The sequence below is a fragment of the Achromobacter spanius genome, from assembly GCF_002812705.1.
Taxonomy (GTDB): Bacteria; Pseudomonadota; Gammaproteobacteria; order Burkholderiales; family Burkholderiaceae_B; genus Achromobacter; species Achromobacter spanius.
In genome coordinates this window covers 2146926-2160177 of record NZ_CP025030.1, presented here as the reverse complement: position 1 = coordinate 2160177, position 13252 = coordinate 2146926, and the positions used below count along the sequence as shown (strand labels likewise).

Annotated in this window: 12 protein-coding genes; 8 read left to right on the top strand and 4 right to left on the bottom strand. The window is 66.0% G+C overall.

From position 1 onward, the window contains the following. Positions 1–296 precede the first annotated feature (296 nt). The gene (locus tag CVS48_RS09820) at positions 297–1115 is read right to left on the bottom strand and encodes an IclR family transcriptional regulator (protein WP_100854281.1); all 819 of its coding nucleotides are present in this window, start codon (positions 1113–1115) and stop codon (positions 297–299) included. Positions 1116–1516: 401 nt separating this feature from the next. On the opposite strand from CVS48_RS09820, the gene CVS48_RS09815 reads away from it, so the two are divergent. From CVS48_RS09815 to CVS48_RS09795, 5 genes are all read left to right on the top strand, one after another. After that, positions 1517–2791: a 2-dehydro-3-deoxygalactonokinase gene (locus tag CVS48_RS09815; RefSeq protein ID WP_242001330.1), complete on the top strand. Its 1275-nt coding sequence runs from the start codon at positions 1517–1519 to the stop codon at positions 2789–2791. 9 nt (positions 2792–2800) lie between these two features. After that, the gene (locus CVS48_RS09810; protein WP_100854280.1) at positions 2801–3454 is read left to right on the top strand and encodes a 2-dehydro-3-deoxy-6-phosphogalactonate aldolase; all 654 of its coding nucleotides are present in this window, start codon (positions 2801–2803) and stop codon (positions 3452–3454) included. Further along, on the top strand, positions 3451–4599 hold the full coding sequence (gene dgoD, locus CVS48_RS09805; protein ID WP_050445685.1) for a galactonate dehydratase: 1149 nt from the start codon (positions 3451–3453) through the stop codon (positions 4597–4599). The genes CVS48_RS09810 and dgoD overlap by 4 nt, the downstream gene beginning before the upstream one ends. A gap of 144 nt (positions 4600–4743) precedes the next feature. Beyond that, positions 4744–6054 (top strand): MFS transporter, encoded by a 1311-nt coding sequence (locus CVS48_RS09800; protein WP_100854279.1) that lies wholly within the window; start codon positions 4744–4746, stop codon positions 6052–6054. 151 nt (positions 6055–6205) lie between these two features. Continuing rightward, positions 6206–6514: a helix-turn-helix domain-containing transcriptional regulator gene (locus tag CVS48_RS09795; RefSeq protein WP_050445682.1), complete on the top strand. Its 309-nt coding sequence runs from the start codon at positions 6206–6208 to the stop codon at positions 6512–6514. A 68-nt stretch (positions 6515–6582) separates the two neighbouring features. Here the strand turns inward: CVS48_RS09795 and CVS48_RS09790 are convergent, their stop codons facing one another. From CVS48_RS09790 to CVS48_RS09780, 3 genes are all read right to left on the bottom strand, one after another. Then, positions 6583–7782 (bottom strand): MFS transporter, encoded by a 1200-nt coding sequence (locus tag CVS48_RS09790; protein ID WP_100854278.1) that lies wholly within the window; start codon positions 7780–7782, stop codon positions 6583–6585. Positions 7783–7908: 126 nt separating this feature from the next. Beyond that, positions 7909–8724, bottom strand: a complete 816-nt coding sequence (locus CVS48_RS09785) for an IclR family transcriptional regulator (protein ID WP_100854277.1) — start codon at positions 8722–8724, stop codon at positions 7909–7911. Next, positions 8714–9511: an IclR family transcriptional regulator gene (locus tag CVS48_RS09780; protein ID WP_100854276.1), complete on the bottom strand. Its 798-nt coding sequence runs from the start codon at positions 9509–9511 to the stop codon at positions 8714–8716. Before CVS48_RS09780 ends, CVS48_RS09785 begins: the two co-directional genes overlap by 11 nt. A gap of 268 nt (positions 9512–9779) precedes the next feature. On the opposite strand from CVS48_RS09780, the gene CVS48_RS09775 reads away from it, so the two are divergent. The 3 genes from CVS48_RS09775 to CVS48_RS09765 all read left to right on the top strand — a co-directional run bounded on the left by CVS48_RS09775 (position 9780) and on the right by CVS48_RS09765 (position 13249). Continuing rightward, positions 9780–10946 carry an acyl-CoA dehydrogenase family protein gene (locus tag CVS48_RS09775; protein ID WP_100854275.1) on the top strand — a complete coding sequence of 389 codons (1167 nt, stop codon included), beginning with the start codon at positions 9780–9782 and terminating at the stop codon, positions 10944–10946. A gap of 66 nt (positions 10947–11012) precedes the next feature. Then, positions 11013–11996, top strand: coding sequence for a Bug family tripartite tricarboxylate transporter substrate binding protein (locus CVS48_RS09770; protein WP_100854274.1), 984 nt, complete (start codon positions 11013–11015; stop codon positions 11994–11996). 89 nt (positions 11997–12085) lie between these two features. Next, complete coding sequence (locus tag CVS48_RS09765; RefSeq protein WP_100854273.1) at positions 12086–13249, top strand: acyl-CoA dehydrogenase family protein; 1164 nt, start codon at positions 12086–12088, stop codon at positions 13247–13249. Positions 13250–13252: the final 3 nt, after the last annotated feature.

Sequence of the window (13252 nt, the reverse complement as noted above, 5' to 3'; positions counted from 1 at the left end):
CGCAGGAATAGAGAAACGTAGGATGGGTGTAGCGCGAAAGATCGGTGTGAAGAACACCGCTGCGGATCGCGCGAAACCCATCAAGCGGCAGAGGCGCTGTGGCGGGTTCCGCTTGGGATCAGGCGTTGTGACGGGTTCCGCTTAGGACCATGCGCTGTGGCGGGTTCCGCTTAGCACCAGGCGTTGTGGCGGGTTCCGCTTAGGATCAGCCATTGTTTGATGGGTTTCGCGCGATCCGCGTTTGCGTTCTTGCGCGCGACCTTGCGCGCTACACCCATCCTACGCACTGCGCTGGCTCAGCCGCGGTCGACCTTCCAGCCCATTTCCGCCGAGATGCCCGCCGCCGCGTCCTGCACCACAGGGATCATGTCGCGCATGCGCTCCAGGGACATGTACGGCACCGTGCTGGACACGCTGATCGCCGCCACGATGCCGCTTGAAGCGTCGCGCACGGGCGCTGCCACGCAGCGGATCGACGGCTCGTTGTCTTCCAGGTCAAACGCGTAGCCTTGCGCCGCGTATTCGCGCATGCGGTCGCGGAACGCTTCCCAGGTCTGCTGGCCGCCCGGCGCGCGCGACGACACCGGCGCGCCGATGCGATGCAGCGCCTTCCATTGCGGTTCTTCGGTATCCAGCAGCAGCGCCTTGCCCACGCCCGTGGCGGCAAGCGGCATGCGATGCCCCACGCGCGACCGCATCTCTAGCCCTTTCTTGCCCGAGATCTTTTCCAGGTACAGCACGTCGTCGTTGTCACGCACGGCCAGATGGATGGTGTCGCCCGTTTGTGCGGCCAGCGCAGCCAGATAGGGGCGCGCCAGGGTCGCCATGGGAAACGCTTCGCGTGCCTGGAAACCCAGCTCGATCAGCTTGGGCCCCAGCACATATCCCACCCCGGGCAAGGCCCGCAGATAGCGTTCCTGCACCAGGCAACTGGCCAGCCGGTGCGTTGTGCTGCGCGCCACGCCGATGCGGGCGCAGATGTCTTTCAGGTCTCGCGCACCGGACGCAACCGCCTGCACCACGGCCAGGCCGCGCATCAAGGTTTGCGTACCGGCAGGCGCGACGGCGTCGGGGTCCAGCGTGGGGGTGGAATCTGCAGTCGGGGTGGTGGTCATGAAACGTGAATACACAGCGAGAACGGGGGCAAGCATACCCGGGATGGCGCAGGGCGCGGAGGCGGTGGGTTGCGGTGGGGCTGTTAGGGGTTGTAGTGGGAGTGGCGGGATCGCGGCGGGGTCGCGATGGGGTTGCGGCCGAGTTGCGGCAGGATTTCTACCCCGGCGGCTGCCCGATCGCGTCAGGTCATATTCCCTATATATGGGATTTAATTCTACATTTTGAGATTTTTCAAGCTCTGATCTAGAATTTTTTCCCAACGCGCGCAGGCTGTTATGAAGGCCCGGCGCGCATCAAGACAACAAGGTCGCAGCGCCCCGTATCGCACGCCTTGCCCGCGCCACCTCGGCGCCACCGGCAAGCGACTTCGGGCAAGGCGGCCAACGATGAGACACATCAGATGACACCCGCAACACCCGCCCGCGCGGCGCTTATCGCGCTGGATTGGGGCACCTCTTCACTACGCGCGTACCGGCTGGACGACACGGGCCGCACGCTGGACACCCGGCATCTGCCCTGGGGCATCATGCGCCTGCCGCAGCCCTTGCAGGACGGCGCGGCCAGCACCGCCCTGTCCGGTTTCGACCTGGCGTTTGAACAAGCTTGCGGCGACTGGCTACGCGCCGAGCCGACGCTGCCCGTCATCGCCTGCGGCATGGTCGGCAGCGCCCAGGGCTGGCAGGAAGCGGCGTACCTGGACGTGCCCGTCGACCTGGAACGCATCGGCACCTTGCTGACCGTGGTCCAACGCACAGGCGCCGGCCCCGACGCCACGCCGGTACACATCGTGCCCGGCTTGATCCAGCGCCATGGCCTGCCCAACGTGATGCGCGGCGAAGAGACACAGGTGTTCGGCGTGCTGTTCGACCAGGTGGGCGACGTGGCCGCGCAGCCGGGCGCAGCGCCAGAGGCAAAGCCGGATGCAAGGCTAGATTCAAGGCGAAATGCAGTGCTAGATGCAAAGCCGGATGCAAAGCCAGATCCCGCATCAGGCCCAACGTCAGAACCAGATCCAATCGCCCCCCCCGCCGACACCGTACTGATCGGCCTGCCCGGCACGCATTCCAAGTGGGTCAGCTCCCGCCAGGGCCGCGTCACGCACTTCGACACCTTCATGACCGGCGAGGTCTACGCCGCGCTGCGCGGCCACACCATCCTGGGCCGCACGATGAGCGATGCGCCCGCCGCCGACAAGCAACCCGACCAGCAAGCCGAAAAGCAGGCAAACAAGCAGGCCGACCTCGCCGCCGACAACGGCGCCTTCATGCGCGGCGTGAAAGTGGCCGGTGTGCCGGCCGGACGCGCCGGCGTGTTGTCCACCATCTTCAGCACGCGCGCGCTGGGCCTGACCGGTGAGCTGCCTTCGACCTCGCAAGCCGACTATCTGTCAGGCCTGCTGATCGGCCACGAAATTGCCGCGCTGGCCCAGATGCTGCGCGAGCAAGGCGAACTGCCCCGCATCGTGCTGTGCGGCGACCCCGCACTGTGCCAACGCTACATCCTGGCCATGCAGCACTACGGCCTGGGCACGCCCGAGCAAGCTCAGAACGCCACCGAACGCGGCTTATGGCACCTGGCCGTCTGCGCCGGGCTGGTCAAGACCGGGCAGATCAAAGCCGGACCGGTCAAGGCAGAACCGGTCGACACCGACACCCCCACTTCGGCACCCGTCTAGGAACCTCACATGACCCACACCGGACTGCAAACCGCCATGGCCCATTGCGGGCTGATCGCCATCCTGCGCGGCATCCAGCCGCACGAAGCGGAAGACATCGGCAATGCCCTTTACGCGGCGGGCTTTCGCCTGATCGAAGTGCCGCTGAATTCGCCAGACCCGCTGGCCAGCATCCGCGCCATGCGTGCCGCCCTGCCCACCGACTGCCTGATCGGCGCGGGCACCGTGCTCAATCCCGACGACTGCGCGCGCGTGCAGGATGCGGGCGGCGAATTGATCGTGATGCCGCACAGCGACGCCGCCGTCATCCGCGCCGCGAAAAAACTGGGCATGGCGTCCTGCCCCGGCGTTGCCACGCCCACCGAGGCCTTTGCCGCGCTGGCCGCCGGCGCCGACGTGCTGAAGATGTTTCCCGCCGAACAGCTAGGCCCGGCCGTGCTGAAGGCCTGGCGCGCAGTGATGCGCCCGCCGATCGCGCTGGTGCCGGTAGGCGGCATCACGCCCGACAACCTTTCCGTTTTTGCCCAGGCGGGCGCCAGCGGCTTCGGCCTGGGCTCCGCCTTGTACAAACCCGGCCTGACGGCCACCGATGTCGGCCAGAACGCGCGCGCATTTGTCGCCGCCTGGCAACGCGCCTATTCCGCCCAGGAGACCCAAGCATGAAGATCACCAAGCTCACCACCTACATCGTGCCGCCCCGGTGGTGCTTCCTGAAAATCGAAACGGACGAAGGCATCGTCGGCTGGGGCGAGCCCGTCGTGGAAGGCCGCGCGCATTCCGTGGCCGCCGCCGTTGAAGAACTGTCCGACTACCTGATCGGCAAAGACCCGCGCAACATCGAAGACCACTGGACGGTCCTGTACCGGGGCGGCTTCTATCGCGGCGGCGCCATCCACATGAGCGCGCTGGCCGGTATCGACCAGGCGCTGTGGGACATCAAGGGCAAGCACCTGGGCGTGCCGGTGTCGCAATTGTTGGGCGGCAACGTGCGCGATCGCATCCGGGTGTATTCGTGGATTGGCGGCGACCGCCCGGCCGATACCGCCGCCGCCGCCAAGAGCGCCGTGGACCGTGGTTTTACCGCCGTGAAGATGAACGGCACGGAAGAACTGCAATACATCGATTCGTTCGACAAGGTGGATAAGTGCCTGGAGAACGTGGCCGCCGTGCGCCAGGCCGTCGGCCCCAACGTGGGCATCGGCGTGGACTTCCACGGCCGCGTGCACAAGCCCATGGCCAAGGTCCTGATGAAAGAGCTGGACCCGTTCAAGCTGATGTTCATCGAAGAGCCGGTGCTTAGCGAACACTACGAAGCGCTGAAGGAACTGGCGCCGCTGACGTCCACCCCCATCGCCCTGGGCGAGCGCCTGTTCTCGCGCTGGGACTTCAAGCGCGTGCTGTCCGAAGGCTATGTGGACATCATCCAGCCCGACCCGTCCCACGCGGGCGGCATCACCGAAACCCGCAAGATCGCCGCGATGGCCGAAGCGTATGACGTGGCGCTGGCGCTGCATTGCCCGCTGGGTCCCATCGCGCTGGCCACCTGCTTGCAGATCGATGCCGGTTGCTACAACGCCTTCATCCAGGAACAAAGCCTGGGCATTCACTACAACGCCGCCAACGACCTGCTGGACTACGTCAGCAACCGCGAAGTCTTCAAGTACGAAGACGGCATGGTCGCCATTCCGCAAGGCCCGGGCCTGGGCATTGAAGTGAATGAGGAATACGTGAAGGAACGCGCCGCCGTGGGCCACCGCTGGCGCAACCCGATCTGGCGCCACGCCGACGGCAGCTTCGCCGAGTGGTAAGGCCAGCCCGATCACGCTGACTGACCGCCATGCGGCGTCTCATGCTTCTGTCACGAGCGCCGCTTTTTCTTCTTTATATCGATAGCCCACCGGCAATCTAGCCGATGGCCCCCGCCCCGAGATGGGCGCACGAGGAGACAATCCGTGTCGACCGCCACCCACGCCGGCTTGCAACATACCCAGCGCCCCACGCGCAGCCGGTACATCATCATGGTGATGTTGTTTATCACCGTCGTCATCAACTACCTGGACCGCAGCAACCTGTCCATCGCCGCGCCCGCGCTCAAGGACGAGTTCGGGCTGGACACCTGGCATGAAGGACTGATCCTGTCCGCCTTCGGCTGGACCTACGCCGCCATGCAGATCCCCGGCGGCTGGCTGGTGGACCGCGTATCACCCCGCGTGCTGTACGCCGCCGCGCTGATCCTGTGGTCGGCCGCGACCTTCTTCATGGGCTTTGCCAGCAGCTTCATCATCCTGTTCGTGTTGCGGCTGGCGGTGGGCGCGTTGGAAGCGCCCGCCTACCCCATCAACAACCGTGTCGTCACCACCTGGTTTCCTGAAAAAGAACGCGCCACGGCCATCGGCTTCTACACGTCGGGCCAGTTCGTGGGCCTGGCCTTCCTGACGCCCGTGCTGGCCTGGTTGCAACACCACTACGGCTGGCACATGGTGTTTGTCAGCACCGGCTTGCTGGGCATCGTCTGGGGCGTGCTGTGGTACCTGATCTATCGCGAGCCACGCCAGTTCAAGGGCGCCAACGCCGCCGAGATCGAACTGATCCAGCAAGGCGGCGGCGTGGTCGACCTGGACCGCAACGCGCGCGCCAAGAAGGCGCCGTTCAACTGGAATGACCTGGGCCTGGTCATGTCCAAGCGCAAGCTGTGGGGCGTGTACCTGGGCCAGTTCTGCCTGACGTCCACGCTGTGGTTCTTCCTGACGTGGTTCCCGACCTATCTGGTGAAGTACCGGGGCATGGACTTCATCAAGTCGGGCTTCCTGGCGTCGGTGCCCTTCCTGGCCGCGTTCGTCGGCGTGCTGTGCTCGGGCGTGCTGTCCGACTTCCTGGTTCGGCGCGGCGCCACCGTGGGCCTGGCGCGCAAGCTGCCCATCATCCTGGGCCTGCTGATTTCCACATCGATGATCGGCGCCAACTTCACCGACTCCACCCCCTGGGTCATCTTCTTTTTGGCCCTGGCCTTCTTCGGCAACGGCCTGGCGTCGATTACGTGGTCGCTGGTGTCCACCTTGGCGCCGGTGCGGCTCTTGGGCCTGACGGGCGGCGTGTTCAATTTCGTGGGCAACCTGTCGTCCATCTGCACCCCCATCGTGATCGGCTTCCTGGTATCGAAGGACAACTTCGCCCCCGCCATCGTGTACGTGTCATCGCTGGCACTGCTGGGCGCGCTGTCGTACATCCTGCTGGTCGGCAAGGTGGAACGGATAGAAGCGTGATTGATGTGTGTGGGTGAGATGAAGGGTGCCGGATGAACGGCACCCTTTTTTTGTGCGCTGTGCAAGTAGTCAACTTGAGCTATATTCGTCTATAGACGAATATTACGAAGCGCGCGGTACGCGCTTGGCAACATTGGAACCAGAGAACACCATGAAAAGCAGACCCCATGATGAAGCGATGGCCGAGCTGTACCGTGATGACCCAGCATTGGCTGTTGACTTGATCAACAGCGTGCTGGAAGACGGAACCCAGGCTGAGCTCTTGATCGCGCTGCGGCAACTGACGCAGGCTTTTGGTGGCGTGCAGACCGTCGCGGCGCAAGCGCACCTGAATCCCACCCAGCTCTACCGCACGCTGTCACCCAAGGGCAACCCCGCGCTAAGCAGCCTGACGGCAATCCTGAAAGCCTTGGGCCTGCGGCTGGCGGTACAGCCGCTGACGCCCGCGGGCGCCAGATAATGCGAATGGGCGGGTTGGGCGACAACACCCAAACCCGCCCAGCGAATAGCTAATGCTCGACGCGCCCCTCAGCAGCCCTGCATCGCCAGCTTGCGGCGGCGCACGTTGCCGGCCCGCTGCACCAGCACCAGCGCCAGCCCGGCCACGGCGATGACGGCGCCGGCGATGGGTACCGCCGAGTAGCCCAGCCCGGCCGAGATCACTGCGCCGCCAGCGGCCGCGCCGACCGCGTTGCCCAGGTTGAACGCGCCCACATTCACCGACGATGCCAGCCCGGGGGCCGCCGTGGCGGCGCGCATCACGCCCATCTGCAAGGGCGGCACCACGGCGAAGGTGGCGACGCCGAAGATCAACAGGGAAATGGCCGCGCCGATCTGGGTGGAAGCGATCCACGGGAACGCCAGCAGGTCGATGATGACGATCACCAGGAACGTAATCAGCGTGCCATCCAGCGAGCGGTCAGCCATGCGGCCACCCACGCCGTTGCCCAACGTAAAGCCCAGGCCAATCAGCACCAGCATGCCGGTAATGAAGGCGGGCGATGCGCCGGTGATATCGGCCAGCGTGGGTGCAATGTAGGTGTACAGCGTGAACATCGCGCCCGCGCCCAGCACCGTGGTCAACAGCGCCAGCAGCACGACGGGGCTTTTCAGCACGGCCAGTTCATGACGTACATCCGGGCGGCGTCCGGCTTCGCCCGCGGGCAAGGCGAACCACAGCGACAACATCGCAATCAAGCCCAGCACGGCGGTGGCGAAAAACGACATGCGCCAGCCGATCACCTGCCCCAGCCAAGTAGCGGCGGGCACGCCGCCCACGTTGGCGATGGTCAAGCCCATGAACATGGTCGCCACCGCGCTGGCCTGCTTGTGGCGCGGCACCACGCTGGCCGCCACCAGCGAGCCCAGACCGAAGAACGCGCCATGGTTCAGGCTGGTAACCAACCGCGCCAGCAACAGCGTGGTGTAGTTGGGAGACAGCGCCGACAGCACGTTGCCGATGGTGAAGATCAGCATCAACAGAATCAACGCCTTGCGCCGCGACCAGCGCGAAAACGCCAGCGTCATCAGCGGCGCGCCCAGCATCACGCCGATGGCGTAGGCGCTGATCAGCATGCCGGCGCTGGGAATGGAGACGTTCACGCCCTCGGCAATAACGGGCAACAGGCCCATGGGAGAAAACTCGGTCACGCCAATGCCGAACGCACCGACGGCGAGCGCCAGCAGCGGCAGGCCGGACTTCACCGGCGGATTATCTTGCGGGTTCATGCGGATTCCTTGGAGCACGTCGGAAAGACAGGCGTGCAGTATGACGGCGCGATCCTTGCGGAAAAAGCCGTCTGGCGGGCAAACACTTTTGACTTCAAGTCACGAATCGCCCCCAGGCACGGTGGGCTACGTCAGCCCCAGCAAGCGCTCCGTCTCGCGGGCCAGGGCGACCAGCCGGGGGCCGATGTCCGCCGCCCGCTCGCGGTAGGGTCCGTCCCCCGACGGAACGCCGCAGTTAAAGACATACAGCAGGGACTGATAAGGCCGCCACAAAGGCGCGGCAAAGCCATAGGCATCGGGGCGCCACTGCACGTTGTTGCCGCAATACCCCTTGCGTTCCAGGTCGCGCGATGCCGCCGCCAGGCTGGGGAAATGCTCGGCGTAATGGCGCGCGTCGGCCACGCGCAACTGGTTCAGCACCACCGCCCGCTCGGCGTCCGACACGCGGCACAGCCAGGCCTTGCCCGCCGCGCTGGACAGCAAGGGCAAGGCCGCGCCGATATCAGGCCGGGTCTGCAAGGCGTCGTTTGACCTGGCGGTTTCCACGTACACCATCTGCAAGCGGTCGCGCACCACCAGCGACACCGCACCGCGCGCATGGTCGGCCAACTGCTTCATCAGCGGCCGCGCCAACTGGCGGATCTGCATGCTGGCCAGCAAGGGGTAGCTCAGCGCCAGCACCGACGCGCCCAGCCGATAGCGGGCGGGCGACCCCAGGCGCTGCAAGAAACCCAGTTCGACCAAGGTATGCGTCAGGCGCGCCACCGCGCTTTTGGACAGGCCGGTCTGCTGCGCGAAGTCCTTGTTGGCCAGCTCCGGACGGTCCGCCCGAAAGCACGCCAGGATATCGATGCCGTGCGCCAAGGTGGTGGCAAAGTCGCGGTCGGGGGTGGGGTTGGGCTGGGGATCCCGGGCGGGACCCTGTTCAAGTTCAAGCGGCATCCTGGCGCTCCAGCATTTTTTCCACCCGCGTCACCAAGGTCAGCAGACGTGGCGCGATGCGTCGGCGCAAATCGCCCGGTCGCAGCCGCCGCGCCGGCACGCCGCAATTGAACACGAACACCTGCCCGTCAACGCGACGACACATCGGCACCGCCACGGCATGCACGTCGGCATGCCATTCGCCTTCGGCCACGCAGTAGCCGTGCGCGGCATAGTCCCGGCGCGCCTGCTCCCAACCCGGCGCATGCCGTTGCCAGGCGGCGGGATCTTGCCGTCGCAGCGCCTGCAACAGCCCTTGCGCCTCATCGTCATCCGCCTGCGCCAGCCACGCCCGGCCCATCGCCGAGGGCAGCAGCGGCAGCATGGCGCCGATGTCGGGCCGGAACGCCACGGCGTCATGGCCCCGGCAGGTTTCCACGTACACCATGTGCGTGCCGTGATGCATGCCCAGCGACGCCGACCCGCCCGCCGCGTTGGCCAGCCGCGTCATCAGCGGGCGCGCCAACTGCCGCAGCTTGATGCTGGCCAGCAAGGGATAGCTCAGCGACAACAGCGCCGTGCCCAGGCGGTAGCGGCGCAGGCTGGCGTCATAGCGCAACAGGCCACGCTGGACCAGCGTATAGGTCAGCCGCGAAATCGTGGCTTTGGACAGGCCGGTGCGGTCGGCCAATTCGCGGTTGCTAAGCGCGGGCTCGCCATGGCGAAAGGTCTGCAACACCGCCAAGCCGTGGGCCAGCGTGGTGGCGAAATCAGGGTCGGGGTGGCGGCCGCCCAGGGGCGTGGTCATGGTCGCAATCCGGGTGGAGATTCCGCGCTGAATAGTGACAGGCGGAACGTGAAAGGCGAGAAATGAAAAACGCGCAATAAAAGCGAAAAAGTGGGGAATGTTGATGCCGATGATAGAGCAAGCGCGGCCCATATCGAGCAATAGGCGTTCAAGATATCAAAACACTTGTCTCGCATTTCGCTTTGCTTTGCTAGCCTGGGTTCCATGTTGCCCCGGCGCGGATTCCTCCGCCCGCAGGCCAGACAATCAAAAAAATCGGAGACACCCCATGATCAGGGACCCTGACGGCTTTCCCGCCTTCATCGAATCGCTGCGGCGCTTTGTCCGCCAGCAACTGGTGCCGCGTGAAGCCGAAGTGGCGCGCCTGGACGAAGTGCCCGACGACCTGGTGCGGGCCATGGCCGACCAAGGCATGTTCGGCTATTCCATCCCGGAAGCCTATGGCGGCGCGGGCATGAGCACCGAAGAACTGATCCGCGCGGCGATTGAGCTGTCGCAATGTTCCGTGGCGTTTCGGGCGCGCGTGGGCACCAACACCGGCATCGGTTCCGAAGCCCTGGTGGCCGACGGCACCGCGCAGCAGAAAGACCACTACCTGCCCCGGCTGGCGTCGGGCGAATTGACCGGCTGCTTCGCGCTGACCGAGCCGCAAGCCGGGTCGGACGCCACCGCCTTGCGCACGACCGCCGTGCGCGACGGCGACAGCTATGTGCTGAATGGCGAAAAGTGCTTCATCACCAACGCCCCGCTTGCCGGCCTGTTCACCGTCATGGCGCGCACCGACCCCGACGCGCCCGGCGCCAAGGGCATATCGGCCTTCATCATGGAACGCGGCACGCCGGGTTTGTCCACCGGCCAGCCCTACGACAAGATGGGCCAGGCCGGGTCGCCCGTGTCCGCCGTCTACTTTGAAGATTGCCGCGTGCCCGCCGCCAATCTGATCGGCGGCCAGGAAGGCATGGGCTTCAAGACGGCCATGAAAGTGCTGAACAAGCAGCGCATTCATCTGGCCGCGCTGTGCATCGGCCCCGCCATTCGCATGCTGGACGACACGCTGCGCTTTGTGGCCGAACGCCAGCAGTTTGGCAAGCCGCTGATGGACTTCCAATTGATCCAGGCGATGCTGGCCGATTGCCAGACCGACATCCAGGCCGCGCTGGCGCTGGTGCTGCAAACCGCGCGCGAACGCGACGAGGGCAAGGACGTGACCATGAACGCGTCCATCTGCAAATACTTCGCGTCGGAAATGTGCGGCCGCGTGGCGGACCGCTGCGTGCAGATGCACGGCGGCTACGGCTACATCGCCGACCAGGGCATTGAACGGTTTTATCGCGACGTGCGCCTGTTCCGCCTGTACGAAGGCACCAGCCAGATTCATCAACTGACCATCGCCCGCCACACGCTGGCGCAGGCCGGTTACACGCCCGGCCGCTAGGCCAGGGCGCTATCCCGGGACCGCAGCCAACAGAAGCCCGCGGCCCATCAACCCAAGGAGACTCTCATGCTGCACAAGCACCTGCCGAAATGGATCGGCGCCATCGCCGCCGCATTCACCTGCGCGGCGCTGCCGCCCCAGGCCGCCGCCGCGTATCCCGACAAGCCGATCCGGCTGATCGTGCCGTTCGCCCCCGGCGGATCCACCGACATCCTGGGCCGCCTGCTGGCCGAAGCGCTGCACCCCATCCTGGGCCAGCCGGTCATCGTGGAAAACAAACCGGGCGCCGGCGGCAATATCGGCGGGGACTTCGTGGCGCGCGCCGCGCCGGACGGCTACACGCTGCTGCTGGCGGCGGCCGGCCCCACCGTCATCAACCCCAGCCTGTACGCCAACATGCCGTTCGACCCCGCCCGAGACCTGACCGCCATCACCTGCCTGGAACGCGAACACAACCTGATGGTGGTGACCAAGTCCATGCCCGTGAAAACGCTGGAAGAATTTTTGACGTACGCGCGCAATAACCCCGGCAAGCTGTCGTTCGGTTCGCCCGGCAATGGCTCGCCCGCGCAACTGGCCGGCGAACTGCTCAAGCAGAAGGCCGGCCTGCAAGCCGAACACGTGCCCTACAAAGGCAGCGGCCCCGCCATCACCGACCTGGTCGCCGGCCATATCGATTTCATGATCGACAACATGCCCGCGCTGCTGCCGCACGTAAAAGCGGGCACCCTGCGCGCGCTGGCGGTGCCCAGCGATGCGCGCGCGACCGCCTCGCCAGACATCCCCACCTTCAGCGAAGCGGGCATGCCGGGTTTTGAGGTCATGGCGTGGAAAGGGCTGATGTCACCCGCCAACACGCCGCCCGCCGTGGTGGACCGCTTGCACGCCGCCGTGGCCAAGGCATTGCAAGACCCCGAGTTGCGCGCCCGCTTCCAGGAATTGGGCGCCGAGCCGCTGGTCAACACGCCCGCCGAATTCGCCAAGCAGATCGCGGACGAGACCTTGTGGTGGAGCAAGCTGGTGAAGTCCACCGGCACCCGCATCCAGTAAGCGTCCGCATTTAAGCCTCTGCATTCAAGTCGCTTCAAGCAAGCCCTGACCGCAAGCCTTCACAAGCCAGCCTTTACAAAGGGACCGCCATGCCCGCCCAGCCCATCGGCGACGCCGCCATCGAAGACCTGTGCGAACGGGTTCGCCGCTTTGTCGATGACATCGCCATCCCCGAGGAATCCCCCGCCATCGCCCGCGACGTGACGGCCCTGGACGCATGTGTAGCGCGCTTGCGCGTGCAAGCCCGGGACGCCGGCCTGTACGCGCCGCAGCTGCCCGTGGAACTTGGCGGGCTGGGCCTGGGCTGGCGCGCGCTGGCGCAAGTGCTGGAAGCGGCCGGTCGCGGCTTTCTCGGGCCGGCCGCCTTGAACTGCGCCGCGCCCGACCAGCCCAATATGCTGACATTGCTGCGGCTGGGCACCCCCGCCCAACGCGAGCGCTTTCTGCTGCCCCTGATCCGCGCTGAACAGCGCGCCTGCTTCGCCATGACCGAACCCGCGCCGGGCGCGGGGTCCGACCCGTCCATGCTGCGCACCCGCGCAACCCGGCGCGGCCAAGGCTGGGTGTTGAGCGGGCACAAGCAATTCATCAGCGGCGGCGTCGGCGCGGACTTTGCGCTGGTGCTGGCGCAGGCCGATGCCGGCGCCACGCTCTTCGTCGTGCCCGCCGACACGCCGGGCTACCGCGTGGTGCGCGACATCGGCATGGTCACCGGCTACCAGATCGGCGGCCATGCGGAAATTGAATTGGACGGCTGCGAGGTCGGCGACGACGCCGTGCTGGGCGAACCCGGCCGTGGCCTGGAATACGCGCAACTGCGGCTGGAGCCCGCGCGCCTGTCGCACTGCATGCGCTACATCGGCCGCGCCCGCCGCGCCCTGGAAACCGCGCAAGCCTACGTCAACACGCGCGAGTCTTTTGGATCGCGCCTGGCCGATCTGCAACAGATTCAGGCCATGGTGGCCGATTCACACATCGACCTGCACGCCAGCCGCTTGATGACGCTGGATTGCGCGGGCCGCATGGACGCGGGCTTGTCCGTCAAGCAGCACAGCGCCATGACCAAGGTATTCGTATCCGAAGCCGTCAACCGCGTGGCCGACCGCGCCGTGCAAATGATGGGCGCATCGGGCCTGTCCGACGACACCCCCGTGGCAATGATCTGGCAAGAAATGCGCCCCTTCCGCATCTACGACGGCGCCAACGAACTGCACCGCGCCAGCCTTGCGCGCCGCCTCTTGGCGCGCGGCTGACCC